This window comes from Rhodobacter sp. TJ_12 (assembly GCF_020023995.1).
Lineage (GTDB): Bacteria > Pseudomonadota > Alphaproteobacteria > Rhodobacterales > Rhodobacteraceae > Rhodobacter.
In genome coordinates this window covers 100,253-126,260 of the sequence record NZ_NRRD01000006.1, presented here as the reverse complement: position 1 = coordinate 126,260, position 26,008 = coordinate 100,253, and the positions used below count along the sequence as shown (strand labels likewise).

Here is a 26,008-nt window from a genome sequence, read left to right as displayed (position 1 = left end):
TTGGTTGGCGTTTCCCAACCCTGCCCAAAGCGCGTGGCAAGCGCAAAGATATATGTGGGTGGAACCAAACGCAGGCCCCGCGCGTTGACCCTGCAATCCGCAGCGAGGGAGAGTGAAGATGGATATGTTCAATCTGACCGGCCTTGGGGGCCTTTTGCTATTGGTGCTGGATCTTTGGGCGCTGATTTCCGTTCTGGGCGCGTCGGTCAGCACCGGCCAGAAGGTGATCTGGACGCTGTTGATCCTGTTCTTGCCACTGATCGGCTTCTTGATCTGGCTGTTTGCGGGGCCGCGGTCTTCGACCAGCACCGCTTGATGTCGCGCTTTGCGCCCATGGGGCTTGCCGGGCGATCCCGGCGGCCCAGATTTACCTGATCCCCAGCCACAGGAGCCCGCGATGAGCCAAGCCCCTTTCGATCGCCAGACCCGCGCCCGTGACGTGTTGATCCCGCTTGCGTGGATGACCGCCGGGCTTGCCCTTGGGGCGGTGGCGCTTTTGCGCGGCAAACCCGCTGCCGCGACCGAACCGCCGCGCCCCGAAACCATGGCGCGCTGGGAAGATGATGGCGGCCGTGTGGTCGAGCCCGACGATCTGGCTGGCGATCCGGCGCCAGAAGATTGGGTGGAGCGGGCCGAGGCGGCGCGCACCGCCGCGCGCGAACGCCTGCTGCACCTTTACGAAGAAGGCCGCGCCACCGCCGAGGCCAAGGCCGAGGTTGCCGCCACAATGGCGCGCGGTCTGGCGGAGGCTTTCCGCGAAGGTCTGGCCGATCTGGGCAATGAAACGGCCGACCGGATCGCCCGGGCGCGCCAGCGCAACTGGGAAGAGTTAGAGGAAAAACGCGCCGCTGCCCGCGCGCGGGCCAATGACTTTGCCGACGCGGCCGAAGAAACCGTCGAGATGGTATCAAGTGCCGTGGCGCGAGAGGCGGCACGGGCCCGGAAGGGCGCGCAAAGCCTTGCCCGCAAGGCAGGCGAGGCCGCACAAGAGGGCAGCGCAAGCTTTGCTGACAGTCTGGACGAAGCGCTAGAGGCCGCCGAAGGCGCGCTGCGCCGTGCTGCGCGCAAAGCGTCTGAGAGCACCGCGGCCGATGCCCCCTCGGTGCAAGAGGGCGCGCCGATCGCCACGCCCGATCCGTCGGCCCCGGCCCCCGACAAGAGCGCGCCGGAAGCGGCTGCGCCCAAAGACACGACCGGGGCCTAAGGCACCGTGATGGAGCGCGCCGCGCAGCTTTCGTTGATCGTTTTGGGGATCATCGCAACCGTCGCGGCGCTGTCCGCCGTGCGCGATCTGGCCGCGCCGATGGCGCTTGCGCTGGTTTTGGGGGTTGTGCTGTCGCCCGTGTCGCGGCTGTGGGAAAGGCTGCGCCTCAGCGCGGCCGTTGGCGCGGCGCTCAGCGTGATTTTGACCCTGTCCTTTCTGGGGACGCTGGGGCTTTTGGTGCAGCCCTTGGCCAGCGATCTGGTGGATCAGGCGCCGAAGGTCTGGGCCGACAGCCAAGCGATGCTGGCGGCGTTCCATGATCTGATCAATGGCGTGGTCGAAGCCACCCGCGAAGTGTCAAACGCGGTCGAGGGCACCGAGGCCCAGCCCGGTGCGGCGCCGGTTGCGCCCGATGTGGTCGCCATGCCCACCGTGGGGGGCGCGCTGATGATTGCGCCTGCGATTGCCGCGCAGGTGCTGACCTTCGTCGGCACGCTGTTCTTTTTCCTGCTCAGCCGCAACGATATCTATGACTGGGCCGCGCGCCGCCTCGCCAGCCCCGCCGGGCGCGGCGAACTGGCCTTGCGGCTGCGCCATGCCGAACAGATGGTGTCGCGCTATTTCCTGACCATCACGCTGATCAATTTCGGGCTGGGCCTCGCGACGGCGGGGGCGCTGCATCTTTTGGGCCTGCCCGGCGCGCTGTCTTGGGGGATCGTGGCCTTCTTGCTCAATTACGTGGTCTATCTGGGGCCTGCGGTCACGGCGGTGGCGCTTTTGCTGGCGGGGATCGCGGCTTTCGATGGGGCGGCGGCGCTGTTTCCGATGCTGGCCTATGCGGGGCTGATCACGCTTGAGGGCCAATTCGTGACCCCCGCGCTGGTGGGGCGTCGGATGGCGCTCAATCCCTTGGTGGTCTTTGTGGCGCTGTTGTTCGGCCTGTGGCTTTGGGGGGCGATCGGGGGGATCGTGGCGATCCCGCTGATCTTGTGGGGCGTGGTGGTGCAAAACGGGGCGACCGTTGTGCCCCGACCGACCGAGGCCCCCGTCGTCGGCTAGGGGGCGCAGAATAGGCTTGCGCGGGCAAAATATAGTTGAGTGTAAAAATAGGCTTTACATACCCGAGTGAATCAATCAGGTTATAGGGGCAGTGAACGAGGAGCCTATGATGACCCCTGTTTCCCCCTTTCCGGATACGGCACCGCAGATGGCGCCGGAATTGGCCGCTTTCGAACCGTTCGGCTTGACCGATCTGATTTCCGCTTTGTGCAAGGACATCCTGCCCGCGCCGATGGCCGGGGCCGGGCTTGAGGCCTTGCTGGACCGGGTGGAGGGGCAAAGATGACGGTGCAGCTTCCCCTTGGGGCTTCGGCCCATCCCGTCCGCCCGGCTGCGGCGCCCGATCTGCCCGCCCATGATGCGCGCGATCTGACCGGGGGCGGCAACTTGGCGCAGATCGGTCTCGACGGACAAATCTATACCTTGCGTATCACACGGCAGGGAAAGCTGATCCTGACGAAGTAATCCCCCGCCAGGATCGCGTCTCATCGCTGACTTGGGGGCCGGTTTTCCGGCCCCTTTTTTTATGCCGATGCGCTGGGGCCTGTTGCGGGGCCTGTTGGCGGGGGCGCGGGGCTGTTAGATTTGCGGCGCTTTAGGAGACGCCCCAATGAAGACCGATGCCGCCCCGATATCCGCCAACTTTCCAGATGCGCAAGACCTGCGTGAGCTGACCGCTTGGCGTCAGGACATGCATGCGCAGCCCGAACTCTCTGGCCAAGAGGGGAAGACGGCGCAGCGCGTCGCGGCGGCACTGGCGCCGACCGATCCCGATGAGATTGTGACCGGGCTGGGCGGGCAGGGGCTGGCGGCCGTTTACACTGGCGCGGCAACGGGGCCCACGGTGCTGATCCGCTGCGAACTGGATGGGCTGCCGATCCATGAAACCGGCGCGGTTGCGCATCGTTCGCGCCATCCGGGGCGGGGGCATCTTTGCGGCCATGACGGACATATGGCGATTGTGCTGGGCGTGGCACGCTGGCTGGGGGCGCATCGGCCCCAGCGCGGGCGGGCGGTGTTGTTGTTCCAACCGGCCGAGGAAACCGGCGCGGGCGCGGCGGCGGTGATCGCCGATCCACGCTTTGCGCCGCTGCGCCCCGATCTGGCGCTGGCGTTGCACAATTACCCGGGCCTGCCGCTGGGCGCGGCGGTGGTGCGCCCGGGCGTGGCCCATTGCGCCTCGCGCGGGATCAAACTGGTGCTGTCGGGGCGCACCGCCCATGCGGCGCAGCCCGAACTTGGCCTGTCGCCCGGCCCGGTTCTGGCGCGGCTGATCGCCGAGCTGCCCGCGCTGGGCGCAGGGCAGGGGCCGGAAGACGCGGAATTCGCGCGTGTCACGGTGACCCATGCCAGCCTTGGCGCGCCAAGTTTTGGCATCGCACCGGGACAGGCCGAACTTTGGGCCACTTTGCGCACCCGCACCGATGCGGGCATGGCGCGGCTTGTGGCGCGGGTCGAGGCTTTGGTGATGCAGGCCGCTGCCGCACAGGGGCTTGCCGTCACGCAGGACTGGCACGATGTCTTTGCCCATGTCGAAAACGCGCCCGAGGCGGTGGCGGTTTTCACCCGGGCGATGCAGGCGGCCAAGGTGCCGCCCACCGATCTGGATCTGCCGATGCGCGCCTCGGAAGATTTCGGGCGGTTTTCGGCGCTTTGCCCCGCCGCCATGCTGCTGTTGGGCGCGGGCGAGGCCTGCCCGCCGCTGCATGCGCCCGATTACGACTTCCCCGACGCGCTGATCGCACCGGGGGTGCGGCTTTTCACCGAAGCGCTCTGGGCCCAGCTTTATTAGGCTCAGCCCGGGGCAGAGGCCGGTGCCACGGGCATCCGCAAGGTGAAGGTCGTGCCCGCGCCGGGGGTGCTTTCAAAGGTCAATTCGCAGCCGGTCATCTCGGCAAAGCGGCGCGCAAGTGCAAGCCCGATCCCAGCCCCGTCGATGGCGCTGTTTTCATGGCCAAGCCGTTGGAATGCCTCGAACACCCTTTCGCGATGTTCGGGCGCAATGCCCACGCCGCTATCGGTGACCGCAATGGTCAGATGATCCTCTTCGTCACGGTCCAGCCGGATCACCACCGAGCCGCCCAGCACATTGTATTTCACCGCATTGGACAGGATTTGGTCGAGGATGCGCGCCAGCGTTTCGCCGTCGCAGGCCACCTTGGGCAGCACGGTGGCCGGTTCGGGCGCCTCGATCCGCAGATCCAGCCCCATCCGCGCGGCCTCTGGGGCAATCGTTTGCAGCGCGGTTTCGACGATCGGCAGCACATCGCGCGGCGTGCTCGACAGGCGCATATCTTGCCGCTCCAAGCGGCTCAGATCGAGCACCATGTCAACCAGCCGCACCAGCGTCCAACCCGCGCGTGCAATCGCATGCACCTGCGCGAGCCGCTCGCCATCCAGCTTTTGCCCCTCAGACCCTTCAAGCAGATCGGCATAGCCGATGATCGCGGTCAGCGGGGTGCGCAATTCATGGCTCATGGCAGAAAGGAAATGCGATTTCGCCCGGTTCGCGGTATCCAACTGGTCGCCCAGCCGCACCAGATGATCCGCCACACGCTGCAATTCGGCAATTTCGGATCGCCCGGCCCCCTCAAGCGTGCCGCCCTCGGCAATCACGGCCATGCGGGTTTCAATCTCGTCCAGCGGGCGCGCGACCCGCGCGCTCATGCTGTTGGCCCGGCGCCACAAGATTGCAAAGAAGACCGCGTAGAACACGACCAGAATGCCGACCATGGTCTCGCTGACAAAGGCGAGTTGGCTGCGCAGTGACGTCGCCTCGGCCAAGATGCTCTCTTCATGTGCCAAGACCAGCAATTGCCAATCCGGCCCGGCCACGGTGGACCAAGCCGCGATCATCGGCTGATCCAGCATGATCCGCCCGACCCCTTGCGCGCTGCCTTGCATGTCTTGCGCCAGATCCGACAGCATGGCCCGCGCGAAAATATTAAATTCGGCGGGCTTGAACGTGTCTTCCAAGATCGCGTCTTCATAGCTGTGGCCGACCAGTTCGGTCAGTTCCAGATCGGCCTCGCCCTCGGGCGGCAGCGCCAAAATGGTGCCGTCGCGCCCCACAAGCATCGCATAGCCTTCGCCGGGCAGCGCAATATCAAGCACCCGATCCACGATCGTGCCAATCGTCACGTCAATGCCGACCACGGCCTCTAGCTTTTCGGGGCCATAGACCGGCGCGATGGAGGACACCATCCAGCCGCCACCCGCCGGATCGACATAGGCATCGGTCCAGACCGGACCGCGTCCGGGGTTATGGGCGGCATCGGCCTCGTAATAAAAATTGTAGCTCGGGATATCCATCTTCGGCGCATAGACCTCGCGCACGTCGAACCATGGATAGATGCGGTTATAGCTGTCCCATGTGTTGAGGTAGATCTGCGCGATCAGCGGATCGGCCTGCTGGATTGAGCGCATCAGCGGGTCAAGCCGCACGGTGCGCCAGACCTTTTCCTTTTCGGCGGTGCCCACGGGCACGACGCCGGAATAAAAGACCGCCGATCCGCCATTGTCGGTGGTGGTGACAAAGGCCCCCTCGTCGGTCATCGCATGGCGTGCCTTCTCGGCGGCAGAGACCGTGGCCGGGGTGGCAAGGGCGCGCCCGGTTTCGTCGCCATAGACCTTGGTCAGGGCGGAAATCGTTTCAAGGCGATGTGCGATGATATTGGCTTCGCGGGCGGCGGCATCGCGCAGGCTGTCGGTTGAAATCTGGGTCACTGCGGCGGAAGACCGTTCGTAAACGACCTGACTGGTGGCCCAGTAGATTGACAAGAAGCCAAGCTCGATCAGCAAAAGCGGCACGAGCGCGGCGCGGACATAGGCGCGCCAAAGCCATGTCTTCAACGGCACGGACGCCGCAGCCTTTGGCTTGCCAGCCATCACACCCATTCCCTTCGCGTCCCCACGCCAGTTTCTGTTATCTTTGTGAGGGCTAACACGAAAGAGTCGCTAAAGTATGGACACCGGCAGGGGGGAAAATGCCGCATTTGTTCGAAGCGGGGGCTGCGCGGTGGCGCCGTGCGTTGTGGCGCGCACCTTTGGGCAAACGAAAAGCGGGTAAAGAAAAAGCCCCGCGACGGGCACGGGGCTTTCCGGAGGATGCTGCGAGAACCGCTGTTATTCGCGATTGCCCAGGAACTGCAGCAAGAACATGAACAAGTTCAGGAAGTCGAGGTAGAGCTGCAGCGCGCCGATGATCGCGGCTTTGCCAAGGAAGTCGGCATCCGACTGGGCAAGTTGCAGATAGGTGTTTTTGATGTTTTGCGTGTCATAAGCGGTCAGACCGGCAAAGATCAGCACACCCAGCACCGAGATCGCGAATTGCAGCGCGCTCGAGGCGATGAAGATGTTCAGGATCGAGGCGATGATCAGCCCGACCACACCCATCATCAGGAACGAGCCCATCGCCGACAGGTTGCGCTTCGTCGTATAGCCGTAAAGCGACAGCGAGGCGAAGGCGATCGCGGTGACCAAGAAGGTCTGGGCGATGGAAACGCCGGTATAGGCTTTGAAGATGAAGCTGATCGACAGCCCCATCAGCGCCGAATAGCCCAAAAAGACCATCTGCGCGGTTTGCGTCGACATCTTGTGGATCATCGCGCCGAAGCCAAAGACAATCGCCAGCGGCGCCAGCATCACCACCCATTTGATCGGCGTGCCGAAGATCGCCGCAACGAGTTGGTCATTGGTGCCGACGCCAAAAGCGACCGCGCCGGTGATCAGCATCGCCACGGACATCAGCCCGTAGACCTTATTCATATGGGTGCGCAGACCTTCGTCGATGCGGGCAGCAGAGCCCGCGACCGACTGGGCGCGCATGGTGTTGTAATCAGCCATCGAGTGCCTCCTTGAAGAGCGTGGCGGTGCTTGTCCGGCACCGCTTCAGGGTATCATTTGGGAAAGGCAGGGAAAGGTTTCAAGAAGTTTGCCCCAGTTTTTGGTGCGGATTTTCCCAACCTTGGTGAAGCCGTCACCGCATCGTGACGACAATCTTTCCGGTAGAGCGGCGCGTGCGCAGCATCTCCAGCGCGTCCGCCACCTGATCGAGCGGGAAAGTGGCGGAAATATGGGGCTTTAGGCTGCCATCGGCGGCCAACGCAAAAAGCGCGCGCATCGAACGATGCAAGGCTGCAGGGTCAAGGTTGAGATAGCCGCCCCAATAAAGCCCGTGGATTTCGAGGTTCTTCACAAGGGCGTGGTTCAGCTTGAGATGGGGCTGCGCGCCGCCTGCAAAGCCGATCACCAAAAAACGCCCGCCGGGTTTAAGCGCACCAAATCCCGCTGTGCCCAGATCGCCGCCCACCGCATCATAAACGACATCGGCCCCGCCCAGTTTTTTGAGCGCGGCTTTCAAATCGGGGGTTTCGGCATCCACCACTTCGGCCGCGCCGGCGTCTTTCGCCACAGCGCATTTTTCGGGCCCGCGCGCCACGGCAATGACCCGCGCGCCCATGCGCGCGCCGATTTCGACCGCCGTCAGCCCAACGCCGCCCGCCGCGCCCAAGACCACAAGCGTTTCACCTGCGGCAAGCCGCCCGCGCTGGGTCAGCGCCAGATGAGAGGTGCCGTAGGCGATTTGAAACGCGGCGGCGGTTTCGAAATCTATTGTCTCTGGCAGCACGGTGCAGCGCGCTTCTTCAAAAAGCCCCGCCTCGGCCAGACCGCCTTGCCCTGCATAGATCGCGACCCGAGTGCCCGGGGCCAGCCGGGTGCCCGGCCCCGCCGCGGTGACGGTGCCGGCGGCCTCCAGCCCCAAAACGAAAGGCGTGGGCGGCGTGTCTTGATACTTACCTTCGATCATCAACAGGTCGGCGAAGTTGAGCCCGCAGGCGGCAATCTCGACGGCCAGTTGCCCCGGTCCGGGCGCGGGCAGGGGGCGGTCGACAAAGTGCGGGGCGGCGGTGTGGTCGGTGACTTCGTAAGCGCGCATCGTGATCCGTTGATTTCCTTTGGGGCACGATAGCGGCTTGGGCGCGGGCGGGCCAGTCTCTGTGCGGCATGGTCTTTGCGTCGCGTCCGCGCAGCGTTCCAATAGCTCAGGCGGGTCGTGGCGCGCCGAATCAACCAGGGCGAGCATCGGGGCATTGACGCTGGGTTAGTTGCAGAATGAAATGCAAAATGCGACACATCTTGCGGGAGAAAGCGCTTTCGCGGGCTCCCGTCGCGGCTGTTAGAAAACGCTTTGGAAAGAAATGTGACATCGCGAAGCATCTTTGGGGTGTCTCGACCTATCTTTTTGGGCAGTTTCGCCTCTTTGTTGCCGAAGTCCCTTTTTGCAGCGTGCTACGGTGGTCCGTGCAGTTAGTTCCGGGGAAGTATGGAATGAAACATCCGGTTGATGTCCATGTTGGCAAACGTATCCGTCATCGTCGTTGGATGGTCGGTGTTACTCAACAACAACTCGCCGACAAGGTCGGCATTAAGTTCCAGCAGATCCAGAAGTATGAAACTGGGATGAACCGTGTTTCCGCTTCGCGTCTGTGGGATATTGCTGACGCGCTTGACGTGCCGGTGTCGTTCTTCTTCGAGGGTCTGTCGGGGGACGAGCCAGAAGGCCAGCGGCGTGAGGGCGATCTTTTTTCTGACAAAGAAGCGCTCGCACTGGTGCGCTCGTATTACGCGATTCCCGAAGAACAGCGTCGCCGTCTGTTCGAACTGGCGAAAGTGCTTTCGAACGTGGCTTGATCCGCTGCGGTCGAGAGGTTTTAAGAACGGGGAGCGTCATCGCTCCCCTTTCTTGTTTTATGCGGAGCCTGCGATGCCCCCGACCTTGAACGACGCCGAGCAGGCAGAGCTGTTGACCACGGCAGAGGCTTTGGCCGATGCGGCGCGCCGCACCACGCTCGCGCATTTCCGCCCGGTGGGCGGGATCGCGGCGGAAAACAAGCTGGCGGCGGGGTTCGACCCGGTCACTGTGGCCGATCGCGCCGCCGAAGAAGCGATGCGTGCGATTTTGGCGCAACGGCGCCCGCAAGACGGGATCTGGGGCGAGGAACATGGCGTGCAGCGGGGCCAGTCCGGGCTGACATGGGTGCTTGACCCGATTGACGGCACACGGGGCTATTTGTCGGGCACCCCCACTTGGGGCGTGTTGATCGCGCTGTCCGAGGAAGGCGACAGCAAACCCGGCGTGCCGCTGATGGGGGTGATCGATCAACCCTATATCGGAGAACGCTTCGTGGGCGGCTTTGGCACCGCGCGGGTTACCGGACCGATGGGGCAAGCCGCTCTGCGCGCGCGGGCGGGCGGCGCGGCAGCGGGGGCTCTTTCGCAAGCGGTTCTGTTTTCGACCTTTCCGGAAGTGGGCACAGAAGAAGAGGGCGCGGCCTTCGCGCAGCTTGCCAAACAGGTGAAGCTGACCCGCTACGGGATGGATTGTTATGCCTATGCGCTTTTGGCCGCGGGGCAGATCGATCTGGTCGTCGAGGCGGGATTGCAACCTTATGACGTCGCCGCGCCGATTGCGGTGATCGAGGCAGCCGGCGGGATCGTGACCGATTGGGCGGGCGGGCCCGCTTATGAAGGCGGTCGGGTCTTGGCTGCCGCCAATGCCGAAATTCATGCCGCGGCCATGGCGGTTTTGCAGGGCTGACCCGTGCGCCGAGATCAAGGAGACCACGATGCGTGAGGTTTTGATCCAAGGCGCCGAGGTCGTGGTGACGATGGATGGCACCCGGCGCGAGTTGAGGGGCGCCGATGTGCTGATCCGGGGCGGGGTGATTGCCGCCGTAGGGCAGGGGCTTACCAGCGCGGGCCAAGTGGTTTTGGCCAAGGGCTGCGTGGTCACGCCCGGTTTCATCAACACCCATCACCATCTTTATCAAACGCTGACCCGCGCGGTGCCGGGCGGGCAGGATGCGCTTTTGTTCGGCTGGCTCAAAACGCTTTACCCGATCTGGGCGCGGATGGGGCCGGAAGAGATGCATATCTCGGCGCTGACAGGGCTGGCAGAGCTTGCGCTGTCGGGCTGCACGCTCAGCTCCGATCACCTCTATCTGTATCCCAACGGGGCGCGGCTCGATGATACGATCGCTGCCGCTGCGGATATTGGTCTGCGTTTTCACCCGACGCGCGGCGCGATGAGCATTGGCGAAAGCGCGGGCGGGCTGCCGCCTGACAGCTTGGTGGAACGTGAAGACGCCATTTTGGAAGACTGTCTTCGCGTCATTGACGCGCATCACGACCCGCGCGATGGCGCGATGGTGCGGGTGGGCGTGGCGCCGTGCTCGCCGTTTTCGGTCAGCCGCGAATTGATGCGCGATGCGGCGCTGCTGGCGCGCGACAAGGGGGTGATGCTGCACACCCATCTGGCCGAAAATGACGAAGACATCGCCTATAGCCTGCATCACTTCGGGTGTCGCCCCGGCCAATATGCCGAGGATTTGGGGTGGACGGGGGCCGATGTCTGGCACGCGCATTGCGTGAAACTTTCGCACGAGGAGATCGCACTTTTTGCCCGTTCGCTCACCGGGGTGGCGCATTGCCCCTGTTCAAACTGCCGCCTTGGTTCGGGCATCGCGCCGGTGCGCGCGATGCGTGACGCGGGGGTAAAGGTGGCGCTGGGCGTCGATGGCTCGGCCAGCAACGATGCGGGCAATCTGATCGCCGAGGCGCGCATGGCCATGCTGTTGCAGCGCGTGCAAAACGGCGCCGATGCCATGTCGGTGCGTGAAGCGTTGGAAATCGCCACTTTGGGCGGGGCGCAGGTGTTGGGGCGGCCCGATTTGGGCAGCCTAGAGCGCGGCAAACGCGCCGATATCGCGATTTGGGATGTGTCGGGGTTAGAGGCCGCAGGGGCGTGGGACCCGGTCGCGGCGCTACTGCTGTCTGGTCCCACGCGGGTGAAGCATCTCTTTGTCGAAGGGCGTCAGGTCGTGGCAGAGGGCCAGATCACCACGATCAATCTGCCGCGTGTGATCGAACGTCACAATGCCTTGGCGCGGCAACTGGCGCATTGATCGCCGCGCTTTCGGATCAGACCCGCCGTTCCCCGGCCACCCAAACCGCCGCAATCGCCCGGTCATCACCCATCATGATGGTGGGGAAGAGGTTTTCCCAGAAATCCTCGGCCCGCGCCACGCGTTGCGCGATGACGGGCGTCGAGGCCAGATCAAGCGCAATCAGATCGGCTTCCATGCCGGGGGCAAGGTTGCCAACCCTGTCCTCGATCCGCAAAAGCCGCGCCGCGCCGGTGGTGGCCAAATACCAAAGCTGCGCCGGGTGCAGCGCCACGCCACGCAGTTGCGCGACCTCATAAGCCGCCGCCATCGTGCGCAGCATGGAAAAGTTCGAGCCGCCGCCGGTATCGGTGGCAAGCCCGACGCGCAGCCCCGCGCCCGCAAGCCCCGCCGTATCAAAAAGGCCCGAGCCGATAAAGGTATTCGAGGTGGGGCAATGGGCGAGCCCCGCGCCTACTTCGCGCAGCCGGGCCACTTCGCGCGGCTCAAGGTGGATGGCATGGCCGTAAACGCCATTTTCGCCCAAAAGGCCAAAGGTTTCATAGGTGTCTAGGTAGTCGCGCGCCTGCGGATACAGGCTTTTCACCCAAGCAATTTCATCGACCTGTTCGCTCAGATGCGTTTGCATCAGGCAATCGGGGTGCTCGGCCCACAGGCTGCCCAAGGCCAAAAGCTGATCGGGGGTGGAGGTGGGCGAAAACCGGGGCGTGATGACATAAGACAGCCGATCCCGCCCGTGCCAATGCTCCAAAAGCGCTTTGCTTTCATCATAGGCCGCTTGCGCGGTATCGCGTAGCCCCTCGGGCGCGGTGTCACGGTCCATGCAGGTGCGGCCTGTGAGCGCGCGCAGCCCCCGCGCTTGCGCCTCGGCAAAGAACGCCTCGACCGAGGCGGGGTGGATCGTGGCATAGCTGCACATGGAGGTGGTGCCATGCGCCAGCGCCAGATCGAAATAGGTCCCCGCCACTACCGCTGCATAGGCCGGATCGGCAAAGCGCATTTCCTCTGGGAAAGTGTAGCTGTTGAGCCAATCAATCAGCCGTTTGCCCCAGCTCGCGATGATGGCGGTTTGCGGGTAATGCACATGGGCATCAATGAAGCCCGCCGATAAAAGCCTGTCGCCCATATCGGTCACCGGGGCGGCTGGATAGCGCGCGCGCAAGTCTGCCGCCGGGCCTACGGCCGCGATCCGCCCGCCCTCAAGCGCGACCGCGCCGTGCGGTTCATGGCGCGCGGCGCTTTGGCCCTCGGCCATGGCATCCCCGGCGAACCACAAAACCTGCCCCAAGATCAGCTCGACCATCGCCCGCCCTTTCCTTTTTCCCCATGCTAGGCCGCCCCTTTCGCTTTGCCAATCTCGGCTTTTGTGTCGCAAGGGGCTGGGCTAAGGTGCCCCAAACCGGCTTCGGTCGACGCAAAGCAGGGGGCGCAATGGCACAAGAACGGGCCGAGGAGGAATTCGAAGAGGATTACGCGCTGTCGGGCGATCTGGTCGAACAGGTGCTTGACGCGACCGAGCGTGCGGATGCGCCGCTGCTGACCTCGCTTCTTGAACCGTTACATGCTGCCGATATCGCCGACCTTCTGGAACAGGTGGGCTCGGGCGAGCGGCGCGATATCCTCAAGCTTTACGGGGCCGAATTCGACGGGGAAATCCTGTCGGAAATCGACGAATCGATTCGCGAAGACGTGCTGGAACATCTGCCGGCAGAGGTTCTGGCAGATGCGGTGCGCGAACTCGATTCGGATGACGTGGTCGATCTGATCGAGGATCTGGAAGAGCCGCAGCAAGAAGCGATTCTTGACGCCCTGGATGAAAGTGACCGCGCGGCGGTCGAGCAATCGCTGAATTGGCCCGAATATTCGGCAGGCCGTTTGATGCAGCGCGAGGTGGTGACCGCGCCCGAGCATTGGACGGTGGGCGAGGCGATCGATTTCCTGCGCGCCGAAGACTGGCTGCCCGATCAGTTTTACCATGTGGTGCTGGTCGATCCGTTTCACCACCCGGTCGGCTATGTCACCTTGGGCAAGATCTTGGCCTCAAAGCGCGATGTGGCGCTCAATACGCTGGTCGAAGACAGTTTCCGCACGATTTGGGCACGCCAGGAAGAGGCGGATGTCGCCTATGCCTTCAACCAATACCACCTGATTTCCGCGCCCGTCGTGGATGATGATGACCGTCTGGTGGGCGTGATCACCATCGATGACGCGATGAACGTGCTGGATGAAGAACACGAAGAAGACATTCTGCGTCTGGCCGGTGTGGGCGATGAAAGCTCGATCTCCGACAGCGTGCCCGAAACGGTGCGCCAGCGGCTGCCGTGGCTTATGGTGAACCTTTTGACCGCGATCTTGGCTTCGGCGGTGATTGCGCTGTTTGAGGGCACGATTGAACGGCTGGTGGCTTTGGCGGTGCTGATGCCCATTGTCGCGTCGATGGGGGGCAATGCGGGCACGCAAACGCTGACCGTTGCGGTGCGCGCGCTGGCCACCAAAAGCCTGACCGAAAGCAACGTCTGGCGCGTGGTCCGACGCGAGGCTTTGGTGGGCTTTGCCAATGGGGCGGTGTTCGCCGTGGTGATGGGCGCGGTGGCTTGGGTGTGGTTTGGCACGCCAGAACTGGGTCTGGTGATCGGCGTGGCGATGGTGATCAACCTCTTTGTTGCGGCCTTGGCCGGGATCGCCGTGCCTTTGGCGCTGGAACGGCTGGGCGCGGACCCGGCGCTTGCCTCGGGCACATTTGTTACTACGGTGACCGATGTGGTGGGCTTTTTCGCCTTTTTGGCGCTGGCAGGAATGGTGTTGTTGTGACGGATTTGATCGAACGGAAGGCCCAGGCGCGCCAAACGGCCTTTGCGCGGCGCAAGGCGGCCTTTGCCGCGGGGCAGGGCGCGGCCTGTGACCACCTGCTGTCGGCGCTGATGCGTTTTGGCCCGGCGCCGCTGGCGGGATATATGCCGATCCGCACAGAGATTGATCCGCGTCGGGTGATGGAAGGCCATTCCGGCCCGGTTGGCGTGCCGGTGATTTTGGGGCCGGGGCGCGGGCTGATTTTCCGCAAATGGACCGCGACGACCCCGCTTATCGAGGGCGAATATGGTGCGGCCATTCCGCAAGAGGGGCCACAGGTGATCCCACGTGTGCTGATCGTGCCGCTTGTCGCCTTTGATCGGCGTGGCTACCGGCTGGGCTATGGCGGGGGCTTTTATGACCGCACGTTGGAGGCGTTGCGCGCCAAAGGGCCAACCACGGCGATCGGTTTTGCCTTTGCGGCGCAGGAACTGGACGAAGTGCCGATTGAGCCGACCGACCAACCGCTGGATTTGATCGTGACCGAAAACGGCCCGATCTGGCCGCGTGGCGGCTAGCTGGCCCATCTGCGCCAATGCCCTTGCTTTTTCGTCACCCTTGGGCCTATGCAACACCATGAAAATACTTTTCCTTGGCGATGTAATGGGGCGGGCGGGCCGCGCCGCCGTGGTGGAGCAGTTGCCGCGCTTGCGCGAAGAGTGGCGGCTCGATTTCGTGGTGGTCAATGGCGAGAATGCCTCGGGCGGCATGGGGCTGACGGGCGATCATGCGCGCGTGCTGCTGGCGGCGGGCGCCGATGTGGTGACGCTGGGCGATCATGCCTTTGACCAAAAGGATATGCTGCGCTTCATCGAAACCGAACAGCGGGTGATCCGCCCGGTCAATTACGCGAAAGAGGCGCCGGGCAAGGGCGCGCGGCTTTTTGAAGACCGGCGCGGGCGCAAGGTGCTGGTGACCCAGGTTTTGGGACAGGTCTTCATGAAACGCGCCTTTGATGACCCGTTTTCGGCGATGGATACGGTCTTGCGCGCCCATCCATTGGGTGGGCAGGCGCAGGCGATCATCGTCGATGTGCATTGCGAGGCGACCTCGGAAAAGATGGCGATGGGGCATTTTTGCAATGGCCGGGCCAGCCTTGTGGTGGGCACCCATACCCATGTGCCGACGGCGGATGCGATGATCTTGTCGGGCGGCACCGGCTATCTAAGCGATGCGGGTATGTGCGGCGATTATGATTCCGTGATCGGCATGGAAAAGGCCGAACCGATGCGCCGCTTCGTCACCGGCATGACGCGCGAGAAATTCTCGCCCGCGCGGGGCGCGGTGACGCTGTCGGGGGTTTATCTCGAAACCGATGATCGTTCGGGCCATGCGACGCGGATCGTGCCGGTGCGTGTGGGCGGGCATTTGCCGCCCTCTGCGCCTGTTTGAGCCGCGCAGGCCGCGCCATGCGATCACGCTTTGTGCAAGTCCGGGCGTGGCCGGCTGGCGCGCGCAGATGGCCCCTTGCCGGATTGCCCGGCGCGGGTAGTATCGCGGCGAAGGAAAGAGGTGCGCGATGATCGACCTTGGACTGAGCCAAGCCACGGAAGCTTGGCTGACGCTGGCGCTGGTGGCCGGGATGCTTGTGCTGTTCACGCGCGAGACTTTTGCCACCGAGGTGATTGCCATTGGTGGCGCGGCGTTTGTTTTGCTTTTGGGCATTGTCTCTTACGAAGATGCCACGGGGGTTTTGTCCAACTCGGCCCCATGGACCATTGTGATGATGTTCCTGCTGATGGGCGGGCTGGTGCGCACCGGCGCGCTGGATTGGCTGACGCGGCTGGCGGAAAAGCATGTCGATGATCGCCCCGTGATTGCGGTGATCGCGATTTTTGCGGCGATTGCGGCGGCTTCGGCCTTTTTGAACAATACGCCGGTCGTTGTGCTGATGATGCCGGTGATGATGGCTTTGGCGCGCCGCTTGGGGGTGGCGCCATCGAAATTCCTGATCCCGCTGTCTTATGCCGCGATCTTGGGCGGCACGATCACGCTGATTGGCACCTCGACCAACCTTTTGGTCGATGGTGTGGCGCGCCAAAAAGAAATGGTGCCTTTCACCATGTTCGAAATCGCGCCGATGGGGCTTGTTCATGTGTTGGTGGGCGGGCTTTACATGTTGTTGATTGGCCGCCACCTTCTGCCCGACCGCACCTCGATGGGGGCGCTTTTGGGCGATAAGCGCAAGATGAAATTCTTCACCGAGGTGGCCTTGCCCGAAGGCTCTGGCCTGATCGGCCAGCCGGTCTTGGAGGTGGAGTTGTTCAAGCGCGAAGGCATGCGGGTGATCGACGTGTTGCGCGGCGATGCCTCGTTGCGGCGCGATTTGGGCGCAGCGGTGCTGGCGGCGGGCGATCGGGTCGTGTTGCGCACCGAGATGGCTGAATTGATGAGCCTGCAACACAATGCCGATCTGCGCATGGTGGACAAGCTGTCCTCGGTGCAGACCGAAACCGTTGAAGTGCTGATCTCGCCCGGCTGCCGGATGATCGGGCGCAGCTTGGGCGATTTGCGGCTGCGGCGGCGCTATGGCGTTTATGTTCTGGCCGCGCATCGGCGCAACCAGAACATCGGTCGCAAGCTGGACGATCTGGTGGTCGTGGTGGGCGATACGCTGCTTTTGGAAGGCGCGCCGGGCGATATTGCGCGGCTGGCCGCCGATATGGACCTTGTCGATGTGACAAAGCCGACGATCCGCCCGTTCCGCCGCTCCAAGGCGCCGATTGCGGTGGGCGCGATGGCGGCGGTGGTGGGGCTTGCGGCCTTTGACGTGGCGCCGATCCTGCTGCTGGCCACTTTGGCGGTCGCAGTGATGCTTTTGTCGCGCGCGATTGACCCGGACGAGGCGTTTTCCTTCATCGAAGGGCGTTTGATGGCGCTTATTTTCGCCATGCTGGTTGTCGGCGTGGCGCTGGATCGGTCTGGCGCGGTGCAACTGCTGGTCGATGCGGTCGCGCCCGTCTTGCAAGGCGTGCCGCCGCAAATTGCGCTACTGGCCGTTTATCTGCTGGGATCGGTGTTGACCGAGACGGTGTCGAACAATGCCGTTGCCGTCATCTTGACCCCGGTGGCGATCCAGTTGGGGCATACGCTTGGCATCGATCCGCGCCCGCTGGTCGTGGCGGTGATGTTTTCGGCCTCGGCCTCTTTCGCCACGCCGATTGGCTATCAGACGAACACGCTTGTCTATGGGCCGGGCGGCTATCATTTCTCGGACTATCTGAAGGTTGGAGTGCCGCTGAACCTGTTGCTGGCGGGGGTGGCGACCTTTGTCATTCCGCTGATCTGGCCGCTGATCCCGGCCCCCGTTGCCCCCTGACCGATTGAAAGAGGTGTGTCCATGATCCCGCCACGCATTGCCCGTATCCTTGGCGCCACGCTTTTGGGGGGCGCTGTGCTGGCCGGTTGCGCGGGGCAGGGGGCATGGCCTGCGCGGCCCGATCAGGTCAGCTTGCATGGCACGGCGTTGAGCGTGCATTTCACCGATGGCGCGCGCTGCGGGGCCGATCTGGCGGTGGCGATGCAGGGGGATTTGGTCGGTTGTCCAACAGAGACCGCGTATCAGGTGGTTCAGCACCGCGCGATCTGGGTGCCAGGCGCGGAAGCCGTGCTGGAGCCCTATGCCACGATCACGCTGGTGCGCCACAGCGATGGGCGGCGCTTTACTTTCCGCACGCCCAAGGGCGGCGATCCGGACCCCGATCCCAATTACGGCCAGCCCGGCGGCGATGCCCTGCGCTGACAGCGCGGCTTGCGGCGCGCGCGGGCTGTGGCTATAGAAGCCGCCAACACGCGCAATGAGACGGAGACGGGCATGGCAGGCCATTCCAAATGGGCGAACATCCAGCACCGCAAGGGCAAGCAGGATGCGATCCGCTCGAAGATGTTTTCGAAACTGGCGAAGGAAATCACCGTCGCCGCGAAAATGGGTGACCCCGATCCCGACAAGAACCCGCGTCTGCGGCTGGCGGTGAAGGCTGCGAAAGCGCAGTCGATGCCCAAGGATGTGATCGACCGTGCGATCAAGAAATCGCAAATGGGCGATGCCGCCGATTACACCGAGATGCGGTATGAAGGCTACGGCCCCAATGGCATCGCGATCATCGTCGAGGCGATGACCGACAACCTCAACCGCACCGCGTCGAACGTGCGCTCGGCCTTTGCGAAGGCGGGCGGCAACCTTGGTCAGACCGGCTCGGTCAGCCACGGTTTCGACCGGGTGGGCGAAATCAGCTACCCGGCAGAGGCGGGCGATGCCGATACGGTGATGATGGCCGCGCTGGAAGCGGGGGCCGATGATGTCGAAAGCGACGAGGAAGGCCACTGGATCTATTGCGCGGTGGAAAACCTTTCGGAAGTGTCCGAGGCGCTGGAAAAGATCTTGGGGGAATCCACGGAATCCAAACTGATCTGGAAGCCGCAGGTCACCACCGAGGTCGATCTGGAAACCGCGCAAAAGCTGATGAAGCTGATCGATGTGCTGGAAGAAGATGATGACGTGCAAACCGTCACCCATAACTTCGACGTGCCCGAGGATGTGGCCGCGCAGCTTTAAGCTTGCGCGCATCCAGCCATGAAAAAGGCGCCCTGCGGGGCGCCTTTTGTTTTTGGGGGATAGCGGGGCCGTTCGATCCCGGCCCGCGCCCGGTGCGCCCGGTCAGGCGAGGCCCGCGTCGATCACATGGCGCGCCAGTGCCGCATAAGCCTCGGCCGCGGCGCCATCACCGGCTGCGATGGGCGTGCCCGCATCGCCCGCCATCCGCACCTCTAGCGCGAGCGGCAGCGCACCGAGGAACGGCAGGTTCAGCCGCTTGGCCTCTTCCGCGACGCCGCCATGGCCAAAGAGATGCGCCTCATGCCCGCAATTGGGGCAGACATAGGTGGACATGTTTTCAATCAGCCCAACGACCGGCACCTTGAGCTTGGCAAACATATCCAGCGCTTTCTTGGCATCCAAAAGCGCCACATCTTGCGGCGTGGACACGATCACCGCGCCATCAAGCGTGGTTTTCTGGCACAGGCTCAATTGCACATCGCCGGTGCCCGGCGGCAGGTCGATCACCAGCACATCCAGATCGCCATAGGCATTCCAGCGCACCTGCCCCAAAAGCTGCTGCATCGCCCCCATCAGCATCGGGCCGCGCCAGATCACCGCCTCATCCTCGCGCAGCATCAAGCCCAGCGACATCAGCACCACACCATGCGCCATCACGGGGGTGATGTTTTCACCGTCGTCCGACCCGGGGCGCTCGGTCGCGCCCATCATGCGCGGCTGGCTTGGACCGTAAAGATCGGCATCCAGAAGCCCGACCTTGCGCCCGGCCTTGGCCAAGGCTACGGCAAGGTTCGCCGCAACGGTGGATTTGCCGACGCCGCCTTTGCCCGAGCCCACGGCGATGATGTGGCGCACGCCCGGCACCGGGGTTGGCCCCGCCTGCGGCGTGGGATGGCCTCCGATCTTCACGCCCTGCTTGGGTTTGCCCATGCCTTTGGGCGGCCCCGCCGGGATCACCACGGACAGGGCATTAAGCCCCTCAAGCCCGCGCACGGCTTCTTCGAGGATCGGGCGTATCGCGACCAGCTCGGCTTCGGGCGCGCCCTCAAGCACAAAGCGCACCACCCCCGATTCGACGGCCAGCGCATGCACCAGATCGCGGCTGACGGCATCACCACCGCCCGGCAGGGGCGTGTTGCGCAGTTTTTCGAGCACCGATTCCTTCGTAAGGGCCATGAAAATCTCCTGTCGATTTGCGCGCGACTGTGGCGTTTTTGCCGCGCGCTGCAAGGGGCTTTGCCACCCCAAGCAAGATTCGCGCAAAATTTGAGCGCCAAATTTTGGAATTAACGCAGTTTGAAGGCGGAAACAGGTCAGAATCCGTTATGCATTTTTCGCAAGGCGGCGTTGCTTCTAAGCGCCATTGTGCAGATGCAGCAATTCCCCCATGTTAGCCCCAACAGCGACGGTGAACCACAGAGACATTCTGAGCCCACCGCGCAATGGTATCAAAGCTGAAAGACGAAAGAGACGACCGATGGCATTGGTGAGCGACATCCGCACTTCCGATATGGGCATGGCCCAGATCGTTGCCACCGTGCGTGAGGCGCTGGCGCGCCGCAAGGTCTACCGCCAAACGCTGGCGGAACTGCGCTCGCTTTCGGAACGCGAATTGAGTGATCTGGGCATGCACCGCTCGATGCTGACCCGCATCGCGCTGGAAGCAGCCTACGGCAAATAAGCATCCTGAGGCCTCTCCTCCTCCCTGGCCTCGGAGATCGGCGACACCCTCTCTCCTCCTCCCTGAGGGTGTCGCCAAACCTTATACCGGCCCCATCTGCCGGAATCGTATCAGGCCCCCTCCTCCTCCCTGGGGCTTGTAAAGAAGGCGGCGGCCTCTCTCCTCCTCCCTGAGGCCGCCGCTCCTTCGACCTGATACCGCGTCCTCTCCTCCTCCCTGGGCGCGGGATATGGTGCCGCTCTCCTCCCATTTGAGCGGTGCCGGACATACCAAGGCCTCTCTCCTCCTCCCTGAGGCCGCGGTTTTGAACGGCGGCGCCCCTCCTCCTCCCTGGGCGCCGCCGTTTTCATTTTTGGCGTGTTTCGCGGATCAAGGGGCCGTCTTGCTTGCAGGGGCGGGCCGTTGCAGGCAGGAAGGCGAAAAGGGGGACACCCATGCTGTCTTATCAACACGCCTATCACGCGGGAAATCTGGCCGATGTGCATAAGCATGCGCTCTTGGCCACGATGATCGATTACATGACCCGCAAAGAGAAACCGCTGAGCTACCTTGAAACCCATTCGGGCCGCGGGCTTTACGCGCTCGATGGGGCCGAAGCCGCGAAAACCGGCGAGGCGGCGGCAGGTATCACCCGCGCGCTGGCCGAGCGCTGGTTTGCCGACGATCATCCCTATGCCCGTGCGCTTAAAACCGTGCGCGCCAGCCATGGCAAGACCGCCTATCCCGGCTCGCCGCTTTTGGCGGCCACGCTGTTGCGCCCGATCGATAGTCTCCAGTTGTGCGAATTGCATCCGCAGGAATTTGCCGCGCTGAAAGCGGCGATGGCCGATCATGGCGGCATCTTTCACCAAAAGGACGGGCTGCAAATGGCGCATGCCATGTGCCCGCCGACGCCGCGCCGGGGGCTGTTGCTGATTGACCCGTCATGGGAGGTGAAGGCCGATTACGAGACAGTGCCGAAGCTGATGGGGCAGATGGCGCGCAAATGGAATGTGGGGGTGATTGCGCTGTGGTATCCGGTGCTGGCTGCCCATGTGCCGGTGGCCGAAGCGCAGGCGCGCATGGTGCGCACGCTCAAGGCCACGCATCCCGAGGGGCTTTTGTCCGAGGTGCGCTTTCCGCCTGCGCGGGCGGGGCATGGGATGGTCGGGTCGGGCATGTTCGTGCTGAACCCGCCTTGGGGCTTGGCCGAAGAGGCGGCTCGGCTCGACAAACGGTTCCACGCGCTTTAGCGGCACGGCTCAGCCAAACAAGATCAGATGCGAGCGCGCGATGGCATAAAGCGTCACCGCGCCATAGGCCGCAAAGCCCGCCATTGCCCACAGCGTGAGCCGCCGCAGCACCGGGGGCAGGGGGGCGCGCAAACTGCCACGCCGCTTGAACGGGGCCACCGCGCCAAGCCCCAAAGCCAGCGCCGTGGCGCCAAAAAGCGGGATGTAAAACGCATAACCGATATAGCCGTATTCAGGCTTTAGGATGCAAAACGGGCAATGGTGGTTCGGGTTTTCATAGACGTAAAGCGCGATCACTGAAACCATCGCGGTCAGCGCCACGGCAAAGAACACCGCCCCCGCCAGCGCAAAAAGGCCATGCCCGCGCCCGGTCTTGGCGGCAAAAGTACCTAGGGCCAGCACCAACACCTGTGCCCCCGCCAGCGCCCAAAGCGCAAGCGCGGGATCGACTGCGGCCATTTCATCGGAAATGCCTGCATTGGCCGGTGTGAACAGCTTGGAGCAACACGATGTAATCACATCTGTTTTTAGCCCCAGATACCAAGCCAGTTCCAACCCGCCCGCCACTATGACAAGCGGTGCAATCGCCAAAACCAGCGCATATTTCGCCCGTGTCAGCGGATAGTCGCGGCCCAGACGGTCCACATGGTCCATCACCAGCCAAACCGCCGCGGCGAAGAACACCCCGATCTTGGCGTAAAGCGCGGGGAAGCCATAGGGGTTCACATTCAGCGTGCCCACCGCGCACATCGCGCCGACGAACAGCGCGGCCATCCGGTCGGCGTTGAAGACAAACAGAAACAGCGCCACCGCTTCGGCCAGCATCACCATCGCAAACAGGGTTGAGATCAGTTCGGTACGCCGCTCCATCAGCAATTGCGCGCGGCTACCCGAGGTCAGATCCCACTGTCGCAGCACGCGTTGCCCAAACCATGCCGCACCCAAAGCCACCAAAATGGCAAGCGCCGAGACCAGAAGCAGCGTTAGAATGGGCGTGCGAAAGATCATCCCCGCCCCCTGACCATTTGGCCGTCGCGCATTTCGACCACGGCGGTTACGGCGCTGGCGGAAATGATGCGCGGGTCGTGGCTGGTCAGAATCACGGTTTTGCCCGCGTCGCGCAGACCGGCGACAATGTCCAAAAACCGATGCGTCAGCGCGGTATCAAGGTTCGCGGTCGGCTCATCGGCGATCAGCACGGGCGCGTCATTGACCAAGGCGCGCGCAATCGCGGCGCGTTGCGTTTCGCCGCCCGATAGCACTTCGACCGGCATCAAGGCTTTCTCTGCCAGACCCAGCGCCTCTAGCCGCATCATCGCGCGGGCTTGCACGGCTTTGGGGTCTTCGCCCGAGGGGGCGGCGGGCAGCATCACATTATCCAAGACGCTGAGACCGCGAATAAGGTTGAAACGCTGGAACACAAATCCAAATTTCACGCGCCGCAACTCGGTCAAGAACCGTTCGGGCAGGCCGGAAACCGGTTCGCCATCCAGCGTGATCCGCCCCGTGGTGGGGCGCGCCATGCAGCCCACAAGGCTTAAAAGCGTGGTCTTGCCCGAGCCAGAGGGGCCCATGAACACCGTCACCCCCGTGCGCGCGATATCAAGCGTGACGCCGTGCAGGGCGGTCACCGCATTCGGGCGCCCCTCGTTATAGGTTTTGGAGACATCGGAAAGAGAGATCATCGCATCACCGCATCGGGATCGGCACTTGCCACGCGCCACACGGGCACCACGGTTGCGGCGGCATAGGGCAGCACGGTCAGCAAAAACAGCGTGACCAGTTGCGCCGCATCAATCACCGGGGCTAGCGGAAAATCGGGGTAGATCACCGCCCAGCCTTTCAGCACCGGGGCAAAAAGCGTGGCGCCGAACCAAAACACATGCGCATAGGCGGCCACGCAGCCCAGCAAAAACGCGCCGATAGAGACGAGCCCGCCTTCCCACAGCTTCATCGCAATCACATCGCGCGTGTCCCAGCCGATGGCTTTTAAAATGCCAATCTCGCGCGATTCCTCGGCCGACAGGCCCGAGGCTTTGTCGGCGGCAAAAATCGCGAAAGCCAGCATCGCCATCGCCCCAAGGGCCACCATCAGCCCCTCGCGCCAATCGAAAAGCTTCATATAGGTGCGGGCAATGTCATCGCGGGTGACAAAGCGTTCATCGGGCATGATCCGCGTGGCTTTGTCGACGATGGTGGCCAGCTCATTGGCATTGCGCACCCGCGCGGCAATATCGGTATAAACCCCCGCCGGGACCGAAAAGAAGGCGCGGAAATCGGCCTCGTTCATCAACAACAGATCGGCCGTCAGCAGGGCAGAGTCACTGTCAAAGGTCTTGGCAATGTCAAACCGGCTCAGATCGCCTTGCTTGCGGCTTAGAAACAGCGGCGCGCCCTCCCAATCAAGGCCCCGCGCCCGCAAAACGCCTTCGCCCACGATGACCTGACCGGGCGGGGGCATCGCCCCGCCATCGGGCACCATCACCGTGTAATTCGCCCCCACCACGCGGTCGTAATAATACCCCCACAGCCGCCCGCGCACCTTGGACACGCCGCGAATGCTTTCCAGCTCGGCAATCCGGTCTTCGGAAATCATGCCCTGACGGCCAAGGCTCAGATGCTGCACAATCAGATCGGGCACGCCTTGCAGGGCGGTATCGGCTTCGTGCCGCAGCGCCGAGGCAAAGAACATTGCCGACGCAAGCAAAAACACCACAAGCGAGAACACGCCCACAAGCGCGCTATTCTTCACCTTTCGGCGGGCGAGGGCGGCCAGCGTGTAATCGGCCAGCGCGCGTTGGCGGCGTAGGGTTTTCATTGTGTGACCTCTTGCGCGTCAAAGCCGAGCCGCGCGGTGCCCCAAGGCCCGGCGGGCGGCACAAAGCTGCCCGAGGGGAAATGTTCGAAACTGCCCGGCGCATCTTGGAAGGGTGCGGCATGATCGGCCAAGGCCGGGTGGCGGGTGTAGCGCGCCTCGGTGAAAAGGGCGAGATCGCTGAGCCCAAGGTCGTGCACGATCTGCCGGTTGGCCGCGAGTCGGGCAGCCTGTTGCGGCGCGGTGGCCAGCGCATGCCCGCCCTGCGCCACTGCCAAAGCGAGCAAAAGACCAAGCGCGGTGAAAACCGGGGTCGAGGGGCGGCGGTAAGGGCGCGGTTGGGTCACTCGAAGGCGCCTTCATCCAGTTTGAAGGGCAGATCGGGCGTGATTTCGTCAAAGCGCAAAAGCCGCTGGCCCTTGTGGTCGGCCATGAAGTCGGTGGCATCGGCATCAGAGGCGAGCGGCACAAATTCATGCCCCATTGGGCCGAGCACATCTGACCCTACCGCATAAACCGCTTCGCGCGCATCGACGAGGCTGACCGCGTAATACTCCGTCACGCCCATGCCGGTGATTTGCTCGCGGGTGCGGCCCTGTGCATATTTGCCCGGGTCGTGCAGGAATTTGAAGAAATCCTTTGCGCCATCAAAATGGACCGCCTCGCCATCGGCAAATTGGATCGTCGCCACCCAATCGGGGTAGCGCGCCACGAACATGCCGCACACCGGGCAGGTGGCGCGCGGTCCGGGCGCGGGCAGGGCGATGGGTGTGGCTTTGGCGCGCGCCGTCTGCGGCGCCAGCGGAAGCGCGGTGGCCCCCAAAAGCAGCGCCAAGGTTGCGCGGCGGGTCGGGCGGGGAAGGGTGCACATGTGTATTGCTCCTGAACCAGCCACGCCCTTTCAGGCGTGGCCGGCCCTTTTACGGTGTTAGTTGCCCGCGGGCATATCCATGCCCATCTGCTTGCGTTTTTCGCCGCGCCGCTTGCGGATGGCGAGCGTATCTTTCGCCATGTCGAGATAGGCGAGCGTCAGCGCCTCTTCAAAGGTTGCGGTCTTCGCGGCCTCGCCTGCCGCTGCCGCTGCCGCTTCGGCCTTGGCCGCATCTGCATAGGCCCATTTGGACACGGCGGTCATCGTGCCGGGTTTGGCGGGGTCGATCACATAGGTCAGGGCGGATGTCTCGGCGAGCGGTTTCACCGCGCCCTCGGCCCCGGCATCGCCCGCATAAATTGCCTTGGGCCCCGCATCCATATTGAGCGAAAGCGAGATCGCCGCGCAATGCAGCGAGCAGGTGCCATCCACCGTGTCATTGCCATAAACGATCAGGTGGCGGGTATGCGAATACATCTGCCGCATCATCCCGCAATAGGGGCAGCGCGGGTATTTGGCGAATTCGTCGGTCAGCGGATCGGTGTCGTGTTTCAAAAACCGGGTCAGCCCGTTTTCATCGGTCCATTGCATCGGGCTGACGGGCTTTTCGCCGGGGCTCATCGCCATTTCGGCGCGTGCGGCGGTGCTGGCAAGCCCGGCCAGTGCCGCGCTGGTGGTGGTGCTCAAAAGAAAATCGCGACGGTTCATGGAAATCTCCGGAATGTGGCTAGAAGGCACCCGCGGGTGCCGCTTTGGCTTGGAAAATTGACAAGGT

The 26,008-nt window shown here is 63.5% G+C and carries 28 protein-coding genes; 17 read left to right on the top strand and 11 right to left on the bottom strand.

The features are described 5' to 3' along the window. Nucleotides 1–118 precede the first annotated feature (118 nt). The 6 genes from CKO11_RS07400 (at nt 119) to CKO11_RS07375 (ending at nt 4,055) form a co-directional block, all read left to right on the top strand. On the top strand, nt 119–316 hold the full coding sequence (locus tag CKO11_RS07400) for a PLDc N-terminal domain-containing protein (protein ID WP_411741996.1): 198 nt from the start codon (nt 119–121) through the stop codon (nt 314–316). Between the two features lie 81 nt (nt 317–397). After that, complete coding sequence (locus tag CKO11_RS07395) at nt 398–1,204, top strand: hypothetical protein (protein ID WP_223635503.1); 807 nt, start codon at nt 398–400, stop codon at nt 1,202–1,204. A 9-nt stretch (nt 1,205–1,213) separates the two neighbouring features. After that, nucleotides 1,214–2,263: an AI-2E family transporter gene (locus tag CKO11_RS07390; protein WP_223635500.1), complete on the top strand. Its 1,050-nt coding sequence runs from the start codon at nt 1,214–1,216 to the stop codon at nt 2,261–2,263. A gap of 109 nt (nt 2,264–2,372) precedes the next feature. After that, nucleotides 2,373–2,549 carry a hypothetical protein gene (locus CKO11_RS07385; protein ID WP_223635497.1) on the top strand — a complete coding sequence of 59 codons (177 nt, stop codon included), beginning with the start codon at nt 2,373–2,375 and terminating at the stop codon, nt 2,547–2,549. After that, nucleotides 2,546–2,728, top strand: coding sequence for a hemin uptake protein HemP (gene hemP / locus CKO11_RS07380; RefSeq protein ID WP_223635494.1), 183 nt, complete (start codon nt 2,546–2,548; stop codon nt 2,726–2,728). Before CKO11_RS07385 ends, hemP begins: the two co-directional genes overlap by 4 nt. A 145-nt stretch (nt 2,729–2,873) precedes the next feature. Beyond that, a complete protein-coding gene (locus CKO11_RS07375) occupies nt 2,874–4,055 on the top strand; it encodes an amidohydrolase (RefSeq protein WP_223635491.1) in 1,182 nt (393 codons plus the stop codon). A gap of 2 nt (nt 4,056–4,057) precedes the next feature. Here the strand turns inward: CKO11_RS07375 and CKO11_RS07370 are convergent, their stop codons facing one another. From CKO11_RS07370 to CKO11_RS07360, 3 genes are all read right to left on the bottom strand, one after another. Further along, complete coding sequence (locus CKO11_RS07370; protein ID WP_223635488.1) at nt 4,058–6,151, bottom strand: sensor histidine kinase; 2,094 nt, start codon at nt 6,149–6,151, stop codon at nt 4,058–4,060. 237 nt (nt 6,152–6,388) lie between these two features. Continuing rightward, on the bottom strand, nt 6,389–7,108 hold the full coding sequence (locus tag CKO11_RS07365; RefSeq protein WP_223635485.1) for a Bax inhibitor-1 family protein: 720 nt from the start codon (nt 7,106–7,108) through the stop codon (nt 6,389–6,391). Nucleotides 7,109–7,241: 133 nt separating this feature from the next. Continuing rightward, on the bottom strand, nt 7,242–8,201 hold the full coding sequence (locus CKO11_RS07360) for an NADPH:quinone oxidoreductase family protein (protein ID WP_223635482.1): 960 nt from the start codon (nt 8,199–8,201) through the stop codon (nt 7,242–7,244). Nucleotides 8,202–8,593: 392 nt separating this feature from the next. Here CKO11_RS07360 and CKO11_RS07355 point away from each other — a divergent pair, with 392 nt between their 5' ends. The 3 genes from CKO11_RS07355 to CKO11_RS07345 all read left to right on the top strand — a co-directional run bounded on the left by CKO11_RS07355 (nt 8,594) and on the right by CKO11_RS07345 (nt 11,229). Continuing rightward, nucleotides 8,594–8,956: a helix-turn-helix domain-containing protein gene (locus CKO11_RS07355; RefSeq protein WP_223635479.1), complete on the top strand. Its 363-nt coding sequence runs from the start codon at nt 8,594–8,596 to the stop codon at nt 8,954–8,956. Between the two features lie 73 nt (nt 8,957–9,029). Next, nucleotides 9,030–9,863, top strand: coding sequence for an inositol monophosphatase family protein (locus CKO11_RS07350; RefSeq protein WP_223635468.1), 834 nt, complete (start codon nt 9,030–9,032; stop codon nt 9,861–9,863). Nucleotides 9,864–9,891: 28 nt separating this feature from the next. After that, nucleotides 9,892–11,229: an 8-oxoguanine deaminase gene (locus CKO11_RS07345; RefSeq protein WP_223635465.1), complete on the top strand. Its 1,338-nt coding sequence runs from the start codon at nt 9,892–9,894 to the stop codon at nt 11,227–11,229. Between the two features lie 16 nt (nt 11,230–11,245). Here the strand turns inward: CKO11_RS07345 and guaD are convergent, their stop codons facing one another. After that, nucleotides 11,246–12,532: a guanine deaminase gene (gene guaD / locus CKO11_RS07340; protein WP_223635462.1), complete on the bottom strand. Its 1,287-nt coding sequence runs from the start codon at nt 12,530–12,532 to the stop codon at nt 11,246–11,248. Nucleotides 12,533–12,660: 128 nt separating this feature from the next. Between guaD and mgtE the strand changes: the two genes are divergently transcribed. The 6 genes from mgtE to CKO11_RS07310 all read left to right on the top strand — a co-directional run bounded on the left by mgtE (nt 12,661) and on the right by CKO11_RS07310 (nt 18,634). Further along, nucleotides 12,661–14,040, top strand: a complete 1,380-nt coding sequence (gene mgtE, locus CKO11_RS07335; protein WP_223635459.1) for a magnesium transporter — start codon at nt 12,661–12,663, stop codon at nt 14,038–14,040. After that, a complete protein-coding gene (locus tag CKO11_RS07330; RefSeq protein ID WP_223635456.1) occupies nt 14,037–14,597 on the top strand; it encodes a 5-formyltetrahydrofolate cyclo-ligase in 561 nt (186 codons plus the stop codon). Before mgtE ends, CKO11_RS07330 begins: the two co-directional genes overlap by 4 nt. Nucleotides 14,598–14,655: 58 nt before the next feature. Next, entirely contained in the window at nt 14,656–15,471 is an 816-nt protein-coding gene (locus CKO11_RS07325; RefSeq protein ID WP_223635453.1) for a TIGR00282 family metallophosphoesterase, read from the top strand. Nucleotides 15,472–15,598: 127 nt separating this feature from the next. After that, nucleotides 15,599–17,398 carry an SLC13 family permease gene (locus CKO11_RS07320; RefSeq protein WP_223635450.1) on the top strand — a complete coding sequence of 600 codons (1,800 nt, stop codon included), beginning with the start codon at nt 15,599–15,601 and terminating at the stop codon, nt 17,396–17,398. A 21-nt stretch (nt 17,399–17,419) separates the two neighbouring features. Beyond that, entirely contained in the window at nt 17,420–17,821 is a 402-nt protein-coding gene (locus CKO11_RS07315; RefSeq protein WP_223635435.1) for a hypothetical protein, read from the top strand. Between the two features lie 72 nt (nt 17,822–17,893). Next, nucleotides 17,894–18,634 (top strand): YebC/PmpR family DNA-binding transcriptional regulator, encoded by a 741-nt coding sequence (locus CKO11_RS07310; RefSeq protein ID WP_223635432.1) that lies wholly within the window; start codon nt 17,894–17,896, stop codon nt 18,632–18,634. Nucleotides 18,635–18,736: 102 nt separating this feature from the next. On the opposite strand, the gene CKO11_RS07305 is transcribed toward CKO11_RS07310, so the two are convergent. Continuing rightward, nucleotides 18,737–19,810, bottom strand: coding sequence for an Mrp/NBP35 family ATP-binding protein (locus CKO11_RS07305; RefSeq protein WP_223635428.1), 1,074 nt, complete (start codon nt 19,808–19,810; stop codon nt 18,737–18,739). Nucleotides 19,811–20,111: 301 nt separating this feature from the next. Between CKO11_RS07305 and CKO11_RS07300 the strand changes: the two genes are divergently transcribed. Both CKO11_RS07300 and CKO11_RS07295 read left to right on the top strand, forming a co-directional pair. After that, nucleotides 20,112–20,315: a DUF1127 domain-containing protein gene (locus tag CKO11_RS07300; RefSeq protein ID WP_223635425.1), complete on the top strand. Its 204-nt coding sequence runs from the start codon at nt 20,112–20,114 to the stop codon at nt 20,313–20,315. Between the two features lie 434 nt (nt 20,316–20,749). Continuing rightward, nucleotides 20,750–21,547, top strand: a complete 798-nt coding sequence (locus tag CKO11_RS07295; RefSeq protein WP_223635422.1) for a 23S rRNA (adenine(2030)-N(6))-methyltransferase RlmJ — start codon at nt 20,750–20,752, stop codon at nt 21,545–21,547. Nucleotides 21,548–21,556: 9 nt separating this feature from the next. Here CKO11_RS07295 and CKO11_RS07290 read toward each other — a convergent pair whose 3' ends face one another. From CKO11_RS07290 to CKO11_RS07265, 6 genes are read right to left on the bottom strand one after another with little or no spacing between them, the layout of a single operon-like run. After that, nucleotides 21,557–22,555 carry a hypothetical protein gene (locus CKO11_RS07290; RefSeq protein ID WP_223635404.1) on the bottom strand — a complete coding sequence of 333 codons (999 nt, stop codon included), beginning with the start codon at nt 22,553–22,555 and terminating at the stop codon, nt 21,557–21,559. Next, nucleotides 22,552–23,232 carry an ABC transporter ATP-binding protein gene (locus CKO11_RS07285; RefSeq protein WP_223635401.1) on the bottom strand — a complete coding sequence of 227 codons (681 nt, stop codon included), beginning with the start codon at nt 23,230–23,232 and terminating at the stop codon, nt 22,552–22,554. The genes CKO11_RS07290 and CKO11_RS07285 overlap by 4 nt, the downstream gene beginning before the upstream one ends. Continuing rightward, nucleotides 23,229–24,365 (bottom strand): ABC transporter permease, encoded by a 1,137-nt coding sequence (locus CKO11_RS07280; RefSeq protein WP_223635398.1) that lies wholly within the window; start codon nt 24,363–24,365, stop codon nt 23,229–23,231. Before CKO11_RS07280 ends, CKO11_RS07285 begins: the two co-directional genes overlap by 4 nt. Next, nucleotides 24,362–24,709, bottom strand: coding sequence for a hypothetical protein (locus tag CKO11_RS07275; RefSeq protein ID WP_223635395.1), 348 nt, complete (start codon nt 24,707–24,709; stop codon nt 24,362–24,364). The genes CKO11_RS07280 and CKO11_RS07275 overlap by 4 nt, the downstream gene beginning before the upstream one ends. Next, nucleotides 24,706–25,233 carry a nitrous oxide reductase accessory protein NosL gene (locus CKO11_RS07270; protein ID WP_223635392.1) on the bottom strand — a complete coding sequence of 176 codons (528 nt, stop codon included), beginning with the start codon at nt 25,231–25,233 and terminating at the stop codon, nt 24,706–24,708. Before CKO11_RS07270 ends, CKO11_RS07275 begins: the two co-directional genes overlap by 4 nt. Before the next feature lie 57 nt (nt 25,234–25,290). Then, the gene (locus CKO11_RS07265; RefSeq protein WP_223635389.1) at nt 25,291–25,941 is read right to left on the bottom strand and encodes a nitrous oxide reductase accessory protein NosL; all 651 of its coding nucleotides are present in this window, start codon (nt 25,939–25,941) and stop codon (nt 25,291–25,293) included. Nucleotides 25,942–26,008 lie beyond the last annotated feature (67 nt).

Bases quoted from the DNA above. Each gene is read 5' to 3' on its own strand.
- CKO11_RS07400 (WP_411741996.1), top strand. From the start codon at position 119: ATGGATATGTTCAATCTGACCGGCCTTGGGGGCCTTTTGCTATTGGTG.
- CKO11_RS07395 (WP_223635503.1), top strand. From the start codon at position 398: ATGAGCCAAGCCCCTTTCGATCGCCAGACCCGCGCCCGTGACGTGTTG.
- CKO11_RS07390 (WP_223635500.1), top strand. From the start codon at position 1,214: ATGGAGCGCGCCGCGCAGCTTTCGTTGATCGTTTTGGGGATCATCGCA.
- CKO11_RS07385 (WP_223635497.1), top strand. From the start codon at position 2,373: ATGACCCCTGTTTCCCCCTTTCCGGATACGGCACCGCAGATGGCGCCG.
- hemP (WP_223635494.1), top strand. From the start codon at position 2,546: ATGACGGTGCAGCTTCCCCTTGGGGCTTCGGCCCATCCCGTCCGCCCG.
- CKO11_RS07375 (WP_223635491.1), top strand. From the start codon at position 2,874: ATGAAGACCGATGCCGCCCCGATATCCGCCAACTTTCCAGATGCGCAA.
- CKO11_RS07370 (WP_223635488.1), bottom strand. From the start codon at position 6,151: ATGGCTGGCAAGCCAAAGGCTGCGGCGTCCGTGCCGTTGAAGACATGG.
- CKO11_RS07365 (WP_223635485.1), bottom strand. From the start codon at position 7,108: ATGGCTGATTACAACACCATGCGCGCCCAGTCGGTCGCGGGCTCTGCT.
- CKO11_RS07360 (WP_223635482.1), bottom strand. From the start codon at position 8,201: ATGCGCGCTTACGAAGTCACCGACCACACCGCCGCCCCGCACTTTGTC.
- CKO11_RS07355 (WP_223635479.1), top strand. From the start codon at position 8,594: ATGAAACATCCGGTTGATGTCCATGTTGGCAAACGTATCCGTCATCGT.
- CKO11_RS07350 (WP_223635468.1), top strand. From the start codon at position 9,030: ATGCCCCCGACCTTGAACGACGCCGAGCAGGCAGAGCTGTTGACCACG.
- CKO11_RS07345 (WP_223635465.1), top strand. From the start codon at position 9,892: ATGCGTGAGGTTTTGATCCAAGGCGCCGAGGTCGTGGTGACGATGGAT.
- guaD (WP_223635462.1), bottom strand. From the start codon at position 12,532: ATGGTCGAGCTGATCTTGGGGCAGGTTTTGTGGTTCGCCGGGGATGCC.
- mgtE (WP_223635459.1), top strand. From the start codon at position 12,661: ATGGCACAAGAACGGGCCGAGGAGGAATTCGAAGAGGATTACGCGCTG.
- CKO11_RS07325 (WP_223635453.1), top strand. From the start codon at position 14,656: ATGAAAATACTTTTCCTTGGCGATGTAATGGGGCGGGCGGGCCGCGCC.
- CKO11_RS07320 (WP_223635450.1), top strand. From the start codon at position 15,599: ATGATCGACCTTGGACTGAGCCAAGCCACGGAAGCTTGGCTGACGCTG.
- CKO11_RS07315 (WP_223635435.1), top strand. From the start codon at position 17,420: ATGATCCCGCCACGCATTGCCCGTATCCTTGGCGCCACGCTTTTGGGG.
- CKO11_RS07310 (WP_223635432.1), top strand. From the start codon at position 17,894: ATGGCAGGCCATTCCAAATGGGCGAACATCCAGCACCGCAAGGGCAAG.
- CKO11_RS07305 (WP_223635428.1), bottom strand. From the start codon at position 19,810: ATGGCCCTTACGAAGGAATCGGTGCTCGAAAAACTGCGCAACACGCCC.
- CKO11_RS07300 (WP_223635425.1), top strand. From the start codon at position 20,112: ATGGCATTGGTGAGCGACATCCGCACTTCCGATATGGGCATGGCCCAG.
- CKO11_RS07295 (WP_223635422.1), top strand. From the start codon at position 20,750: ATGCTGTCTTATCAACACGCCTATCACGCGGGAAATCTGGCCGATGTG.
- CKO11_RS07290 (WP_223635404.1), bottom strand. From the start codon at position 22,555: ATGATCTTTCGCACGCCCATTCTAACGCTGCTTCTGGTCTCGGCGCTT.
- CKO11_RS07285 (WP_223635401.1), bottom strand. From the start codon at position 23,232: ATGATCTCTCTTTCCGATGTCTCCAAAACCTATAACGAGGGGCGCCCG.
- CKO11_RS07280 (WP_223635398.1), bottom strand. From the start codon at position 24,365: ATGAAAACCCTACGCCGCCAACGCGCGCTGGCCGATTACACGCTGGCC.
- CKO11_RS07270 (WP_223635392.1), bottom strand. From the start codon at position 25,233: ATGTGCACCCTTCCCCGCCCGACCCGCCGCGCAACCTTGGCGCTGCTT.
- CKO11_RS07265 (WP_223635389.1), bottom strand. From the start codon at position 25,941: ATGAACCGTCGCGATTTTCTTTTGAGCACCACCACCAGCGCGGCACTG.